The organism is Roseibium sp. LAB1 (assembly GCF_054658235.1).
In genome coordinates, this window is the sequence record NZ_BAAGIB010000001.1 from 1,715,926 (window position 1) to 1,730,056 (window position 14,131).

Consider the following 14,131-nt stretch of genomic DNA (forward strand, 5'->3'; position numbering starts at 1 on the left):
CATCTCAGTTCCCTGGTGAAAGATACGCGGCCATCGCCGCAGCCAGCTTGCCGGCCCGCTCCAGATGCGCAGGATCTGAAAGCAGGAACTCGGATACCAGTGCCTCGATAACGACAAGGCCGGTGACCGAAGAGGACGAAAGCACCGGGTGTTGCGAGGGTGCCAGAAGTACGTGGTCTGCGATCCGGGCAAGCGGTGAAGCTTTTGAATCTGTGATCGCGATGACCTGAACTCCGATTTCGCGGGCCGCCTGGGCCAGACTGATGAGTTCACTCGAATAGCGTGGGAAGGACACTGCGACCAGGACGTCGCCCTTTTCAGCCGACATCAGCCGCCCCGCCGCAACCTCGGTTCCCCCGAACTGGACCACGTTGACGACATTGTTCCTGTAGGGCTGCAACCCTAATGCGAGCATCGCCGCCAGATGCGCGGACAATCCGAAACCCATCGTCCAGACACTGCTGGCCTGCTTGAGAAGGGCGGCCGCGTCCTTGACGCGTTCGGCTGGAACCGGCCCCACCAACGCTTCCAGATTCAGGATTGCAGAGGCAAGAGAAGCTTCCGCGGGCGAATTGTTCGGCTCGTTCCCGGCAAGCCGATCGCCGAGTTTGGTGACCGGGGCGATGAGGGCGTGAACCGTTTCGGCGATACCTGAGCGGAAGTCCGCGAAGTTTTCCAGGCCAAGATCACGCACGTAGCGGCTGATTGTGCTCGGCGAGATCCCCGAGGCTTTTGACAGTTCCTCAATGCCGTGAGTGGCCACGTAAACCGGATCGCGGAGGATGAATTCCGAGAGCTGGCGCTGGGAGCGCGAGCCCGTCTCGATCAGCTCGAGAACCCGCTGGCCGAGCGACGAATCCGTGAACTGCTGATCGGAATGCGCCGACCAGGACGGTTTTTGTGTTGACGTTTCTTTTTTCATTTTTCTATTATGTGAAAACAAACTTTCATATCAAGCCAGGCCAACCGGCACCAGAGAGGAACCATCATGTACCGAAAGATCGCCGCTTTCCTAGCAGCAACATTGATTACCACGAGCGCATCCTTCGCCCAGGACGTCATTCGCGTCGGCGTAGAAGGCAACTATCCGCCCTTCAGCAAGGTTTCTGCTGACGGTACGCTGTCCGGCTTCGATATCGATATCGCCAATGGGCTATGCGAAAAGATGAAGATGAAATGCGAAATGGTGCAGCAGGAGTGGGACGGCATGATCCCGGCTCTGAATGCCAAGAAGTTCGACATGATCGTCGCGTCGATGTCGATCACCGACAAGCGCAAGGAAGTCGTTGATTTCTCCGACCCTTATTACGATGTTCCCTCACGGTTCATCGCGAAGGCAGGCGCTTTTGAAGGCTATGCCCCCGACCAGATCGCCGGAAAGAAAATCATCGTTCTTCGCAACAGCCCGCGTGCCGAATACCTGAAGCAGGCCTATCCGGACAATCCTGTCCTTGCCGTCGACAAGGAGACTGCTGTCTATCTGGAGCTTGCCGCCGGACGCGGCGACATTGCCTTCGGCTCTTCCGTGGTATCCGCAGAATCCTTCCTGAAACAGCCCGAGGGCGATGGGTTCGCGCAAGTCGGGGAAACCCTTTTCCTGACTGACAGTGTCGATGGCGGCGTTGGGATCGCGCTGCGCAAGGGCGAGGCGGACCTTCGGGAAAAGGTGAATGCCGCGCTTGCCGCCATGATGGCGGATGGTTCCTACGACGAAATGGCCGGCAAATATTTCGACTTCGACATCACGCCGCGGTCAGCCCGCCAGTAATCCAACCTCATGAAGCAGTCCAGTCGCGACCGGCTTTCCCAGCCGGACGCGACTGGACCTCCGCCGCCAATGCCCGAATGCCGGCTGCAGGTCCACGAGGATCCGAACGCCATTTGGTAATCCGCAGGACGCCGCGAAGGAAAAGGGAAAATGTTCAACGGTTATCTACCGATGATTCTGGACGGGCTCAAGGTCACCTTGTCCGTCGCGAGTGTCTCGCTGGCCTTCGCCAGTGTCTTTGGTCTGGCCGGCGCCAGCGCAAAACTGTCCGGTTCGCCTGTCCTGAGAGCCATTGCAACGAGTTATACGACCGTGGTCCGGTCCTTGCCGGATCTCCTGCTGATGCTCGTTGTCTTCTACGGCGGTCAGGTGCTTCTCAATCGCCTGACAGAGGCGCAAGGGTGGGGATATGTCGACGTCAACGCCTTCGCTGCCGGTACCCTGACACTCGGGTTTATTTTCGGCGCCTATCTTACCGAGACCTTTCGCGGAGCCATCCTTGCCATACCGAAAAGTCAGATCGAAGCTGGCCAGGCTTACGGCCTGAGTCCCCTTCAGGTCCTGTGGCACATAGTGCTGCCACAGATGATCCGTCACGCCCTTCCAGGCTTCACCAACAATTGGCTCGTCATGCTGAAGGCGACCGCGCTCGTGTCCATCATCGGTCTCGATGACATGGTCCACCGGGCATCGCTCGCCTCCGCCGCGACCCGCGAACCCTTCACCTTCTACGCGTTGATCGGTCTCATCTATCTTGCCGTCACCACGGCGTCGATCGCTGCCCTGGCCGTCGTCGACCGGTGGGTGTCGCGCGGCGTTCGAAAAGAGGAAGCCGTCCGATGATCAACTGGGACATTGTCCGGGACACACTGCCTGATTTTTGGGGCGGTCTGCAGATCACAATCGCCCTTTTGCTGATTTCGTCGGCAAGTGGCCTTGTTCTCTCCGTCCCGCTATCCGTTGCGCGGGCCTCCTCGCGGACGTGGCTGAGGGCGCCGGTCTTCGCTTTTACCTATGTGTTTCGCGGGACGCCGCTGCTGGTGCAGCTCTTCGTCATCTACTACGGACTTCCCCAGTTCGAGATGGTCCGTGACAGCAGTCTATGGTTCCTGTTCCGGGAGCCCTGGTTTTGCGCCTGGCTTGCCTTCACCCTGAATACGACCGCCTATACGACCGAGATTTTTGCTGGGGCCATCAAAACGACACCCTCGGGAGAGCTCGAAGCTGCGCGGGCGATCGGTCTGAGCAACTGGCAGGTCTTCCGGGATGTTTTCTGGCCCGGTGCCTGGAGGCGGGCGTTGCCGCAATACGGCAACGAGATCGTGCAGATGATGCACGCCACCGCGCTTGCCAGCACGGTAACCATTGTCGAAATCCTGAGGGTCGCCCGGGATGTCTACACAAACTATCTCGTCATCCCGGAAAGCTTCGGCATGGCTGCGGTCTTCTACCTCGGACTGACACTCATTCTGACGACCGGGTTCCGTGCCCTCGAAAGACATTATCTGAAACACCTCGATCCGGCATCCAGCATGTCGGCGCAGAAACTGACGAACACAGCTCCCATACATGCTTAAGAATACGATCGCCATTCCAGGCTACGGGGCCGGGACGACCCATGAATTGACCGTGCTGACCTTCGGCAATCCCGGTGCCCGGCCGCATGTTCACGTTCAAAGCGGTCTGCACGCCGATGAAGGACCGGGCATGCTCGCTGCGCGCCTGCTGGCTGACAGGCTGCAGGAAGATGAAGACGCAGGTTCGATAAAAGGCTGCGTGACGATTGTCCCGTTTGCAAATCCCTTGGGCTTGAACCAGTTCGTAAACGGCGACCAGACGGGCCGGTTCGATCTCTATGACGGCCGCAACTTCAACCGTGACTATCCAGACCTCGCAGCGGAAGTCGCCAGAGAAGTTGAAGGAGAGCTTGGACCTGATGCCGGGCAGAACGCGGCGCTGATACGCTCAGCACTTCGGACGGCCGTTGATCGGAGCGATGCCAGAACGCCGTCCGGTCGTCTGCGCAGACACCTGCTGAAGGCGGCTCTTGAGGCCGACGTGGTTCTTGATCTTCACTGCGACGGTGAGGCTGAGGTTCATCTTTACACCCAGCCGGCATCTTCGGAGACAATCCTGCCGCTTGCCTCGTTCCTGCAATGCCGCGCCGTTCTAATCGCTGATGTTTCCGGCGGAGACCCATTCGACGAGGCGCTGGTCAAGCCCTGGCAGGAGCTTGCAAGACGGCACCCTGACCTGCCCATCCCGACGGGTTGTGCGACCTGCACGGTGGAACTTCGTGGAAGGGCGGAAGTGTGCCGGTCTTTGGCATCTCGCGATGCCGACAGTCTCCTGCAGTATCTGACGCATCTGGGCGTGCTCGACGGTACCGCAGAAGTCCCCGAGAGGGCCTGTGACCCGACACCCCTTGCAGGGTCTGAAGCGCTTGTCGCGCCGGCAAGTGGGCTCCTCTCCTACGTCACAGGACTTGGATCACGTGTCGCTGCCGGTGAAACAATCGCCGAAATCACCGACCTTGAAACAGGCAAGGTCACACCCGTGAAGGCAAGCACGGCCGGGGTCTTCTATGCGCGGCCGGCAACACGCATTGCGGAAGTGGGCAAGCGGCTCGGAAAGATTGCCGGCACCACACCTTTCCGGCAAGGCCCTCTGCTGAGCCCGTAACCAACTGGAGTTTTGACGCAATGTTGAAAGCAACAAACATCCGCAAGCGTTTCGGTGCGCATGAGGTGCTGAAGGGGCTTAGCCTGGAAGCGAACAAGGGCGACGTCATCTCGATGATCGGCTCTTCCGGTTCGGGAAAAAGCACGTTCCTGCGCTGCCTGAACTTCCTGGAACGTCCGACGGAGGGCACGATTTCGCTGGCCGGCGTCGAGCTGAAGTGCGAGCGCGACCGGTCGGGCAACCAGATCATGGCCGATCGGTCAGAACTGCAGGCCTATCGGGCGAGGGTCACGATGGTGTTCCAGCAGTTTAATCTCTGGTCACACATGACGGCCAAACAGAATGTCATGCTGGGGCCGATGCGTGTTCTCGGCCACAGCCGCGCGCAAGCCGCGGAGCAGGCAGAGCATTATCTTGCCAAGGTCGGTGTCTCGCATCGAAAGGACGCCTATCCCGGTTTCCTGTCCGGTGGCGAGCAGCAGCGCGTTGCGATTGCCCGTGCGCTTGCGATGGAGCCTGAACTCATGTTGTTCGACGAACCGACGAGCGCGCTCGATCCCGAACTCGTGGGAGAAGTCCTGCGTGTCATGCGCAGCCTCGCGGAAGAGGGCCGCACCATGATCGTCGTCACCCACGAAATGAAGTTCGCAAGGGATGTTTCCAGCAAGGTGATTTTTCTTAACCAGGGTGTGATCGCAGAAGAAGGACATCCGGACGACATCCTGGCCAACCCTCAAACCGAGCGTTTGCAAGCGTTCTTGTTTGCGCAATGAAAACAAACATCGTTCACGCCAGCATCAAATTGGGCGCATATCTGGAAACTGAGCATTAGCTGGACGACAGCTTTTGGGAGATCGCCTGACACCTTGGAACGACCGAAATGGGGACGCATTGCTGCCATTGATCGAGACGGCGCTCTATGACAGCTCCGGTCCGATTGTGTCCACCAGGCACGCACCAAGATCAGGATAGGCACCCTGCACCGCCGCAAGTCTGCTCCGAACTCAGAGCCTCAATAAACCAAACAACTTTGACCGAACCTCAGCTATTCACGGTGCGGGTCGTTTTTCGGAAGCGCCTCGCGCAAGTCCTCGGCGTTTTTCCAGTCTGGTTTGGCGCTGGCCCCGGTCTCGTCCGGGATGAATGTGGAGGCAGCAGCTTTGGTCAAATTGGGGATGTAGCGTGGACAGTTTGGAAATATTTCGTCGGCGTCGACTTGAACGGTCAGCTTGTGGCCTTCGCGGGTCGGGCCATCCACCAGAGTACATTTGCCATTGACGCGCAAACGTTTGGGTTGCGCCCCAAATTCAATGAACAGTAGTCCAATTCGCGGTGACTTCAGAACATTTCCGAGACTACGGTACATGGAGTTACCGTCAAAATCCGCCCATTCCAATCGTGCTGGTCCGGTGACACGCACAAACCCTGGTGCGCCACCCCGAAAGGAACAGTCGACACTTTGTGCGTGTGCGGTGGCGATAAAAAAGAACTCGGCATTTTCGATAAAGCTCACATCTTGCTCACGGAACTCGTCAAACCGCCGGTGCTTTTCCAATGCATCCGCCATTCGGCGACCGTCGAACTTGTCCTGTAGTTCGCGGTGGCCTTGGTGAAACATGCTGGTTGATTGAGGTGCCATCCCTGTTCCTTTCTGCGTGACCAAAAGGCAAAATATCAGCGAGGGCCAAGAAAATCGAACGGCGGTTTCGTCCGTACAGTGAGCCTTGGCAAAGGCGCAGACAACGCAGCCGCAGCGATTGGCCGGTATGACCGGACGCACCGCAGCATGCAACTTGACCTACTAACGGCAGCTCCGGGCCGGTGTTGCCACCGGCCCTTTCATCATATCTCTACGCCTTCAGAGATCGTTAGCGCGTCTTCGAGTTCCACGCCGAGGTATCGGACGGTGCTGTCCATCTTCGTGTGGCCGAGAAGAAGCTGAACCGCTCGAAGGTTACCGGTCTTTTTATAAATTTGGGCGACCTTCGTACGTCTCATGGAGTGCGTGCCATACGCGCTCGGTTCCAAGCCGATCGAGCACACCCAGTCCTTCAAAAGACGAGCGTATTGCCGCGTCGATATATGCGGGCGATCATGGAAACGGCCGGGCCAGAGGTACTAGTGGCCGATCATCTCCGGATTGCTGATCCACTCCATCAGGGCCTTTCGTGTGCCGTCAGTGATTTCGAAACGCACCGGCGATTTCGTCTTACTCTGCAAGATCGAAGTCCGTTCCTTGACTGCGCCTGCCGAGAAGACGTCTGCGACTTTCAGTCGGACCAGATCGCAGCCACGCAGTTTGCTATCGACTGCCATATTGAAAAGCGCCAGATCACGGACGGCGCCGGCCAGTTCGAGGCGAACACGGATCGCCCAGACATGCTTTGGGAGCAGAGGCCTCTTCTGACCGATAATGCGACCGTGGTTCCATGCCTTCTTGGCGGGCACCACCATCGGCAAGTTTAAAGCAGACATAGCGGTTCCTCCGAACCACTCCTACCCACCGCAACACTCGCGACATTTGAGCAAGCTATGATATTCCGCTTTTAATGAAGCTGGCAACTACAGATCCGAACCCAAATCTACCGAATACTTGTGGTGCTAGGAAAGTCTGCTTTGGCATTGATCAGGACGATTGGTTCATCCAGTTTCCAAAAGCTTCGCTCTCCGTGCGAGGCTATCACGCGAGAATGTCTCATTCACCTTGTAATACCTGGCAACCGCCGGGACACCTTTGGGCAGGGACAGCCAGGGCAGCTTGGTCGATGTGTAAATATGGACGTCTGGCGGAAACGCCGTAGGGTCATCCAGGGTCCCGACCCTGAGAAATCGGATCCGTTCATTCAGCTCATGCTTGTGATAATAACTCCAGACGGCAACGTGGCAGTTGGTACAGCGGGTGATTGTCTGCCCCAGCCCGCTCGGCGTCATCACCTTGAGCATATCTATATCGCCTGACAGAACCTCCACGTTTTCGGCCTCCACAAGTGCGTTGATCGCAAATGCGCTGCCTGTCTGCCGCTGGCACAGGCTGCAATGGCACCCATGGATGATGAGGGGTGTGGCCAGAAGGCGATAGCGGACGCTTCCACAGGTGCATCCGCCTTCGCAGGGCAGCGACATCCGCCGGGTGGCGTCTGCATCGATCCTTGAATTGCGTTGTTGTGTCATGGAAACCTCGGTCAGATCAGGCGGCCATTCGGCCTCGGGTTTCGGAAATATGCTTTGCGAGAACGCGGGCATCGTCGCCAACACCGCCGAGGAAGGTGGATTTTCGGGTGCGCAGGAACGGCAGCCCCAGCACGTAGAGACCGGGTGCCACGATGCCGCCCCGGTGCTGAAGCCGTCCCTTTTCGTCAAAGAGTGGCAAGTGCAACCACGACATGTCGGGCTGAAAGCCCGAAGCCCAGACGATGGTGGAGATCGTGCCACGTGCAAGAGGCAAGGTGAGGCGTGGCATGTCCGGCACCAATGTTGGTGCAAAGCGACGTGGCGCCTCCGTAAAGGTCAGACCGCTCTGCTGTGCCCAGGCGTCGATCACCGACAGGGCCCGGTTCATCTTGAGGTCAGAGAGCGCTATCGCATTCGCCAGTGCGCCTGAAAACTGGAGCGTCCCCTCATGGCACCCGACCAGCCGACCGGCGATCTCGACCCCCATGCCTTGCAACGCGTTGAGGTCGAGGAAGCGCCGCAAGCGGTCACCAACGAGTTGCAGCGACGGCAGTGAGCGGGCACGCGTGATGTCATCAATGTTGTCAAGAGTGGTTGAGAAGAGCCCGGATTGCTCCATCAGCCAGGCGATGTCATGGCCAAGGTAGTGCCGTGGCATGCGGATGTGGTTGCCAGTCGCAAGGATGACCGGGCGGCCGGACGCACGGATCTCCGCGGCAAGCTGCACACCTGTTGCAGATGCCCCAACGACGAGGACACCGCCTGCGGGCAATTCCGAAGGGTTGCGATAGGACAGGGGCGATATTTGTGTGATGTCACGGGGAACCTCCTTCGCAAACACCGGAACAGCAGGACGATTGCAGGCCCCGGTTGCGATAACCACATTTGCGGCGTGCCAGACACCCTTGTCCGTCGTCACGACAAACTGAGCGTTGCTCCGTGTGACGGAGGTGACAGTTACGCCAGCCTCTACCGGCGCGGCAGATTGTACGGCGTAGGACTTCAGGTAGGCCAGAACCTCGGGCATGGTCATATACCCATGCGGATCGGGGCCGTCGTAGCAATAGCCTGGCAGCCGGCTTTGCCAGTTGGGTGATTGCATGGCGAGGTTATCCCACCGCTCGTGCGCCCACGAATTGCCAACTTCGCCGCGTTCAAGCACGACATGCTGCTCTGACCGCTCGGTCAGACAGTGGCTCATGGCAAGGCCAGCCTGCCCGGCACCAATGATAAGTGTGGGTATATGTTTCATGCCGCATCCTCCAATGGAGACCAGGCAAAGGGCGCGAATTCGGCGTCCAACGGCAAATTCAGGAGGTTGGCCGTCATATTGCTGAGGGTCTTGTTCGCCACGCCAATGATGACCTCCAGCGCCTGTTCGGGGGCATAGCCTGCTGCCAGAAACGCTGCATGCTCTGCCAGTGAGTTACGTCCGCGATCCGTTGCCAGCTTCCGGGCGAACCGTGCCAGAGCGCCAAGCCGATCATCATCGGGGTCCTGGCCATTCCGCATCGCCTGGACATGGGCCTTTTCCAGCCCCGCCTCGGCGGCAAAGGCCGTGTGGCCTGCAACGCAATACCGACACTGATTGGCAACGCTGACCGCCAGTTGGATCACCTCGCGTTCGGCAGGCGTCAGGCTGCTGGCCCCGAACGCGCCAGTGAGCCCGGCAAAGCCTGTCATCGCCTCGGGATGTGCGCCGTAGACGGCGTAGACATTGGGTACAAAGCCGCGCGCCTGGGCAATTGCATCGAAGATTGGACGGGCTTGGGGAGCCGCTGTTTCAATGGTGTGGATTGGTAAAGTCATGGGGTTTCTCCGCTTCAGGGCCCGCCAATGGGCCACATCATGCCAGCAGAGATACCTGCCATTTCTTTTGCCGGATGCTTTACAGGTTGGAGCAACTCACTATAGGAATTGATGTAGGTCGCTACACATTCTGGAGTTGGCTCTATGTCCCACAGCTATGGCCAGTGGTGCCCCATCGCCAAATCAACCGAAATTCTCGGTGAAAAATGGACGTTGCTGATCATACGGGAACTGTTGATGGGCAGCACCCGGTTCTCGGAGCTTCAACGGGGGCTGGGGTCCATTTCGCCAACGCTGCTGACCCGCAGATTGGCCACGCTGGAACAGTATGACCTTGTCTATAAGCGCCGGATACAGGGCGGAAGAGGTCACGAATATATACCGACATCCAGCTGCAAACAGCTTCAGCCTATTTTGCTGGCGCTTGGCAGCTGGGGCATGGAATGGTCCAAGGCCTTCATGAGCGATGCCGACTATGACGTTGAACTGCTGATGCTTTACCTTCAGCGCAGCGTTGTAACGGAAAACCTGCCTGGCGGTAAAACTGTCGTGCTGTTTCAGTTTACGGATTTCCCCGAGCAGCCGAAATGGTGGATCACGGCGGAAGGTGAAAATGTGGATGTCTGCACGACCGACCCGGGGTTGGATGTCGATGTCTTTGTCAAAACCAGGGTTCGCGCGATGGCGGATGCCTGGTTGGGGCGCACAAGTTACAAAGCCGCCAAGGCATCAGGCGCGATGGAGATCATCGGGCCTGTTGCCCTGACGCGGAACATCTCGCACTGGCTATCGGATTGTATTTTCGCCAGCCTGCCCAATGCCGAGGAAATCCTTGCGGAAAGCTAGGGTGGGGTCTCATAAAGGAAGACGAAATGGTGTGAGGAGGACCAGTCCGGTTAAATCCGCAGGACATGGAAACGGCTACACCCTAGATGCGGAATCCAAAGAGATTGATCTGAGGATCGTTCGCGCCTCATGCGTCACGCGCTCAACGATAGCACCGGCGGGCTCGATCGTATTTACCAAGCCGACGCTTTGACCCGCCCACATGGACATGGTCTCAATCTCTCCCGTCATCTCGCGGTGTGGGGTCGTGGATTGATACGTACGGATCCTTGCCTCGCCGCGTTGTGCGACTGTCTCGCCCGCGCGATGTCTTGACGTGTTGTCCGGGCGCCCCTCTGCCAGCCAACGGTCCGCTAGTGCATTGCGCAAAACGCGGTGCTGTGCGTTTGGCCAGCCAACATTGTAAAGGTCTGTTTCAACCAGCGTATCGCCGTGATCGGCCGCAATGAGGTGCGCGATGTAATCCTCGTGGGCCGCACTTTCCGGGGTTGCCAGAAACCGCGTACCCAGCACGACGCCGCTTGCCCCAAGACACAAGGCCGCCGCCAGCCCACGCCCGTCCGATATACCACCCGCAGCCAACACGGGTACGGACCCCGCAACGTCTACCACGGCAGGAACCAGCGACATTGTCGCGATGGTACTGCGCACATGCCCGCCAGCCTCCCAGCCTTGTGCGACCAGCGCATCCACTCCGGCTGCGACAGCCCGCTTTGCCTCTTCAGAATCCGAAACGGTCTGGATCACCAGCGCGCCATGTGCATGGACCCGGCTCACGTATGGGGCCGCGTCACCCCAGAAGAAGTGCACGGCATTCGGCTTGTAGGAAAGGCAAAGCTCCAGCCGCGCGTCTTGTGGCATGTCAAGGCAAAGATTAACGGCGAAGGGGGCGTTCGTCTTTGCACTCAGGCTTTGAAGTTCGGTCGCGATGATGTCTTGCCCGCTCCATGATAGCGGCATGATTGGATAGCCGCCCGCATTGCCGACGGCTGCTGCCAGATCACTTTCAACCACACCGCCCATGGGGGCCAGGGCGATTGGGTGCTCCACGCCGACAAGCTTTGTAAAGCCTGTGATGAATCGTTCGCTGGGCCGTGTGGGCATCATGACACTCTCCAATCTCGCCGCACGCATTGCACCGCGAGCCCGGCATCGCCGGCACCAATGAAGGTGGTCGACGCAAGGCGCGCGACGCTCGCTGTCCTTTTGTGCCCGGAGCTAGGCCACCGCCACATGGACGTTGGTCGGGTTGGTCATCAGATCGAAAACTGCCGACCTTTTTTGTGATTGGGCGATCAAGGCACGAATATCGTCATCGCTGGCATCCGCCTCGATTTCAAATGTGACACGTACCGCGCTGAAGCCATTGCGAATTTCCGGGTCCATGCCCAGAATTCCACGCATGTCCATGTCACCTTCGACGCGGGCTCGCACCTTGCGTAACTGAATGCCCCGGTGTTGTGCAACTGCAGCGACGCCGCCGGTCAGACAGCTTGCGAGAGCCGACAGGACAATTTCGGGAGGTGTCGGGGCCGTGTCGGGGGCAGCGAAAACTTCCGGATGATCCGAACTGATGGTGAAGGTCTGTTTGCGTTCGTGGTCCTGGCCCAGCCCGAAGTAACCGTTGATCGTATTCCGGCTTTCGGAACCGGCAACCCAGTCGCAGATGCTGCGAAACGTAAAAGATGCGGCTTCGGGCATCTCGGCAAAGGCAACCCGTGCCCCGATAAGAGCCTCAGTATTGATGCCGTTTGATGCGGTTCCGTTGTGAGTCTGTGTCGTCATCGTAATGTCCTCATTAAAGCGTCCTGCGCTGACTGATTTCCGCGCTATGAGGTGACTTCTAGAGACTTGGCAGATCGCGAGATACTTCACGCTCGAAAGCAAATCACTACACAATTGGTAGTTCACCGGGCGCGGTCATACGGCACACTCACGTGAATGGCTAAATAGTCCGCATTGCCGGCATCTGGCAGACAATCGTCTTTGCAGAGGCAACGAAGGTCGGCTTTGGCGAGTTGCGTCGCAGCAACGTATAAGCGATTGAATGTCGGCTTTGGGCCGGATTCGACACCAGTTCAGGTTCGATCTCCCGCATGACTTCCCAATCGTAGCCATCGACACTTCCCGATTGCACGAGACCTAATGCGACGGCGCCGATTACATTTCGGTGGCCGTAGCCGCTGATTTGCCACCGCCTTCTGAGCCCATGAAGAGATAGTTTTTTCGTCCAAGGGCAATCGGTTTCATTGCCCGCTCCACGCAATTGTTGTCCAGTTCCTGATGCCCGTTGCCTGGGTCCGGTCGGGCTTTCGGCAGGCGGCTGAGTGCATAGCGGATCGCCACGGCCAGCGGTGATTTTCCCGATATCCGCGTCAAACCGTGACAGGTCCAAATTGCGTATGTCCGGTAACTCGTCAGACGACGACTTCCACTGCCTTTTGCGTACCGACATCGAAGACGCGCTTGTAGCGTTCGATCTGGTCGTCCGGGCCCATGGCCTTGTTCGGGTTGTCGCTGAGCTTGACTGTCGGGCGGCCGTTCGCGGAAACCGCCTTGCACACCAGGGAAAAAGGGGCGAGGGCGTCGTCGGTGGTGAGGCCGCGAAAATCGTTCGTCAGCAGCGTTCCCCAGCCAAAGGACGTCCGGACGCGGCCCTGGAACTGCTTGTGCAGCTCGATGATCTTGTCCGTGTCCAGCCCATCGGAAAAGATGACGAGCTTCTGAGTTGGGTCCTCGCCGCGTGAGCGCCACCAGTCGATCGCCGTTTCTGCTCCCTGTGCAGGGTCGCCGGAGTCGATACGGATGCCCGTCCAGCTGGTCAGCCAGTCTGGCGCACGCTCGAGAAATCCTTTGGTGCCATAAGTATCCGGCAAAATGATGCGCAGGTTGCCTTCATGCTCCTCGTGCCAGTCTCGCAGCACATCGTAGGGGGCGGCGGCGAGTTTCTCGTCCGTCATTGCGAGGGCAGAATAGATCATCGGGAGCTCGTGGGCATTGGTGCCGACTGCCTCCAGATCGCGCTGCATGGCGATGTGGCAATTGGACGTGCCGGTGAACTTTTTGCCAAGGCCTTCGATCATCGCCTGAACGCACCAGTCCTGCCACAGGTAGGAGTGCCGCCTGCGGGTGCCGAAGTCGGCAATCTTGAGACCTTCGAGCGGTTGCAGGCGCTTGATCTTTTCCCAGAGCTTGGCCATGGCCTGGGCATAGAGGATCTGAAGTTCAAACCTCTTCATGGAATTGAGCACGGCGCGCGAGCGCAGTTCCATAAGGATCGCGAGGGCCGGGATTTCCCAGAGCATCACTTCCGGCCAGGCGCCTTCGAACGTCAGTTCGTACTGTCCGTCCCGCTTTTCCAGATGGTAGGGAGGCAGGCGCAGGTTCTCGAACCATTCCATGAAGTCGGAACGGAACATCTGCCGCTTGCCGTAAAACATGTTGCCGCGCATCCAGGTGCTCTCGCCCCGGCTGAGGGAGAGCGAGCGTACATGGTCGAGTTGCTCGCGCAGTTCGCCTTCATCGACCATCTCGGCCAGGCGGACGGACCTGGAGCGGTTGATCAGGGAAAATGTCACTTTGGTGTCCGGCTTGTTTCGGAACACCGACTGACACATCAGGAGTTTGTAGAAGTCCGTGTCTATAAGGGACCGGACGATCGGATCGATCTTCCATTTGTGATTATAGACGCGGGTAGCAATATCGACCATGTCCCTGGCTTTCCTCCTGTAATGGCGAGCATAAGGTAGGAGAGGAACCCGGATTGCAAGCCCTTAGGGGCCTGTCGCAAAGATTGTCGTGTTGACCACGCCTTGAGATTTGACTGTTGAAAGAGCGCTCCTGAATTTGGAGTTC

The 14,131-nt window shown here is 58.4% G+C and carries 15 protein-coding genes and 2 pseudogenes; 6 read left to right on the forward strand and 11 right to left on the reverse strand.

From position 1 onward, the window contains the following. Positions 1-4 precede the first annotated feature (4 nt). The gene (locus ACYQ54_RS08055) at positions 5-922 is read right to left on the reverse strand and encodes a MurR/RpiR family transcriptional regulator (protein ID WP_460080951.1); all 918 of its coding nucleotides are present in this window, start codon (positions 920-922) and stop codon (positions 5-7) included. A 66-nt stretch (positions 923-988) separates the two neighbouring features. Here ACYQ54_RS08055 and ACYQ54_RS08060 point away from each other — a divergent pair, with 66 nt between their 5' ends. From ACYQ54_RS08060 to ACYQ54_RS08080, 5 genes are all read left to right on the forward strand, one after another. After that, positions 989-1,768 carry a transporter substrate-binding domain-containing protein gene (locus tag ACYQ54_RS08060; protein ID WP_460080954.1) on the forward strand — a complete coding sequence of 260 codons (780 nt, stop codon included), beginning with the start codon at positions 989-991 and terminating at the stop codon, positions 1,766-1,768. 150 nt (positions 1,769-1,918) lie between these two features. Then, the gene (locus tag ACYQ54_RS08065) at positions 1,919-2,611 is read left to right on the forward strand and encodes an ABC transporter permease (RefSeq protein WP_460080956.1); all 693 of its coding nucleotides are present in this window, start codon (positions 1,919-1,921) and stop codon (positions 2,609-2,611) included. Then, a complete protein-coding gene (locus ACYQ54_RS08070) occupies positions 2,608-3,345 on the forward strand; it encodes an ABC transporter permease (protein WP_460080958.1) in 738 nt (245 codons plus the stop codon). The genes ACYQ54_RS08065 and ACYQ54_RS08070 overlap by 4 nt, the downstream gene beginning before the upstream one ends. After that, positions 3,338-4,450: a succinylglutamate desuccinylase/aspartoacylase family protein gene (locus ACYQ54_RS08075; RefSeq protein ID WP_460080960.1), complete on the forward strand. Its 1,113-nt coding sequence runs from the start codon at positions 3,338-3,340 to the stop codon at positions 4,448-4,450. Before ACYQ54_RS08070 ends, ACYQ54_RS08075 begins: the two co-directional genes overlap by 8 nt. Before the next feature lie 20 nt (positions 4,451-4,470). After that, positions 4,471-5,223: an ABC transporter ATP-binding protein gene (locus tag ACYQ54_RS08080; RefSeq protein ID WP_460080961.1), complete on the forward strand. Its 753-nt coding sequence runs from the start codon at positions 4,471-4,473 to the stop codon at positions 5,221-5,223. A gap of 272 nt (positions 5,224-5,495) precedes the next feature. Here ACYQ54_RS08080 and ACYQ54_RS08085 read toward each other — a convergent pair whose 3' ends face one another. The 5 genes and pseudogenes from ACYQ54_RS08085 to ACYQ54_RS08105 all read right to left on the reverse strand — a co-directional run bounded on the left by ACYQ54_RS08085 (position 5,496) and on the right by ACYQ54_RS08105 (position 9,430). After that, positions 5,496-6,089, reverse strand: a complete 594-nt coding sequence (locus tag ACYQ54_RS08085; RefSeq protein ID WP_460080963.1) for a pyridoxamine 5'-phosphate oxidase family protein — start codon at positions 6,087-6,089, stop codon at positions 5,496-5,498. A gap of 203 nt (positions 6,090-6,292) precedes the next feature. Further along, positions 6,293-6,904, reverse strand: a pseudogene (locus ACYQ54_RS08090) (tyrosine-type recombinase/integrase). A gap of 186 nt (positions 6,905-7,090) precedes the next feature. Then, positions 7,091-7,621 (reverse strand): GFA family protein, encoded by a 531-nt coding sequence (locus ACYQ54_RS08095; protein WP_460080965.1) that lies wholly within the window; start codon positions 7,619-7,621, stop codon positions 7,091-7,093. A 16-nt stretch (positions 7,622-7,637) separates the two neighbouring features. Then, positions 7,638-8,873 carry an NAD(P)-binding domain-containing protein gene (locus ACYQ54_RS08100; protein WP_460080966.1) on the reverse strand — a complete coding sequence of 412 codons (1,236 nt, stop codon included), beginning with the start codon at positions 8,871-8,873 and terminating at the stop codon, positions 7,638-7,640. Continuing rightward, entirely contained in the window at positions 8,870-9,430 is a 561-nt protein-coding gene (locus ACYQ54_RS08105) for a carboxymuconolactone decarboxylase family protein (RefSeq protein WP_460080968.1), read from the reverse strand. Before ACYQ54_RS08105 ends, ACYQ54_RS08100 begins: the two co-directional genes overlap by 4 nt. Positions 9,431-9,574: 144 nt before the next feature. Here ACYQ54_RS08105 and ACYQ54_RS08110 point away from each other — a divergent pair, with 144 nt between their 5' ends. After that, positions 9,575-10,276, forward strand: coding sequence for a winged helix-turn-helix transcriptional regulator (locus ACYQ54_RS08110; RefSeq protein WP_148633477.1), 702 nt, complete (start codon positions 9,575-9,577; stop codon positions 10,274-10,276). 75 nt (positions 10,277-10,351) lie between these two features. On the opposite strand, the gene ACYQ54_RS08115 is transcribed toward ACYQ54_RS08110, so the two are convergent. The 5 genes and pseudogenes from ACYQ54_RS08115 to pncB form a co-directional block, all read right to left on the reverse strand. Further along, the gene (locus tag ACYQ54_RS08115; protein WP_460080972.1) at positions 10,352-11,383 is read right to left on the reverse strand and encodes an NAD(P)H-dependent flavin oxidoreductase; all 1,032 of its coding nucleotides are present in this window, start codon (positions 11,381-11,383) and stop codon (positions 10,352-10,354) included. Positions 11,384-11,494: 111 nt separating this feature from the next. Next, positions 11,495-12,061 (reverse strand): OsmC family protein, encoded by a 567-nt coding sequence (locus tag ACYQ54_RS08120; RefSeq protein ID WP_460080974.1) that lies wholly within the window; start codon positions 12,059-12,061, stop codon positions 11,495-11,497. Positions 12,062-12,344: 283 nt separating this feature from the next. Continuing rightward, a pseudogene (locus ACYQ54_RS08125) lies at positions 12,345-12,455 on the reverse strand (phosphonate ABC transporter substrate-binding protein); the annotation flags it as partial. After that, complete coding sequence (locus ACYQ54_RS08130; protein WP_460080976.1) at positions 12,437-12,655, reverse strand: IS66 family transposase; 219 nt, start codon at positions 12,653-12,655, stop codon at positions 12,437-12,439. The pseudogene ACYQ54_RS08125 and the gene ACYQ54_RS08130, both read right to left, overlap by 19 nt. Before the next feature lie 38 nt (positions 12,656-12,693). After that, positions 12,694-13,986, reverse strand: a complete 1,293-nt coding sequence (pncB, locus tag ACYQ54_RS08135) for a nicotinate phosphoribosyltransferase (RefSeq protein WP_460080978.1) — start codon at positions 13,984-13,986, stop codon at positions 12,694-12,696. Between the last annotated feature and the right edge of the window lie 145 nt (positions 13,987-14,131).

What these genes read in the sequence shown, in the direction of transcription:
- ACYQ54_RS08055 (WP_460080951.1), bottom strand. Translation starts at nt 922, where the DNA reads ATGAAAAAAGAAACGTCAACACAAAAACCGTCCTGGTCGGCGCATTCC.
- ACYQ54_RS08060 (WP_460080954.1), top strand. Translation starts at nt 989, where the DNA reads ATGTACCGAAAGATCGCCGCTTTCCTAGCAGCAACATTGATTACCACG.
- ACYQ54_RS08065 (WP_460080956.1), top strand. Translation starts at nt 1,919, where the DNA reads ATGTTCAACGGTTATCTACCGATGATTCTGGACGGGCTCAAGGTCACC.
- ACYQ54_RS08070 (WP_460080958.1), top strand. Translation starts at nt 2,608, where the DNA reads ATGATCAACTGGGACATTGTCCGGGACACACTGCCTGATTTTTGGGGC.
- ACYQ54_RS08075 (WP_460080960.1), top strand. Translation starts at nt 3,338, where the DNA reads ATGCTTAAGAATACGATCGCCATTCCAGGCTACGGGGCCGGGACGACC.
- ACYQ54_RS08080 (WP_460080961.1), top strand. Translation starts at nt 4,471, where the DNA reads ATGTTGAAAGCAACAAACATCCGCAAGCGTTTCGGTGCGCATGAGGTG.
- ACYQ54_RS08085 (WP_460080963.1), bottom strand. Translation starts at nt 6,089, where the DNA reads ATGGCACCTCAATCAACCAGCATGTTTCACCAAGGCCACCGCGAACTA.
- ACYQ54_RS08095 (WP_460080965.1), bottom strand. Translation starts at nt 7,621, where the DNA reads ATGACACAACAACGCAATTCAAGGATCGATGCAGACGCCACCCGGCGG.
- ACYQ54_RS08100 (WP_460080966.1), bottom strand. Translation starts at nt 8,873, where the DNA reads ATGAAACATATACCCACACTTATCATTGGTGCCGGGCAGGCTGGCCTT.
- ACYQ54_RS08105 (WP_460080968.1), bottom strand. Translation starts at nt 9,430, where the DNA reads ATGACTTTACCAATCCACACCATTGAAACAGCGGCTCCCCAAGCCCGT.
- ACYQ54_RS08110 (WP_148633477.1), top strand. Translation starts at nt 9,575, where the DNA reads ATGTCCCACAGCTATGGCCAGTGGTGCCCCATCGCCAAATCAACCGAA.
- ACYQ54_RS08115 (WP_460080972.1), bottom strand. Translation starts at nt 11,383, where the DNA reads ATGATGCCCACACGGCCCAGCGAACGATTCATCACAGGCTTTACAAAG.
- ACYQ54_RS08120 (WP_460080974.1), bottom strand. Translation starts at nt 12,061, where the DNA reads ATGACGACACAGACTCACAACGGAACCGCATCAAACGGCATCAATACT.
- pncB (WP_460080978.1), bottom strand. Translation starts at nt 13,986, where the DNA reads ATGGTCGATATTGCTACCCGCGTCTATAATCACAAATGGAAGATCGAT.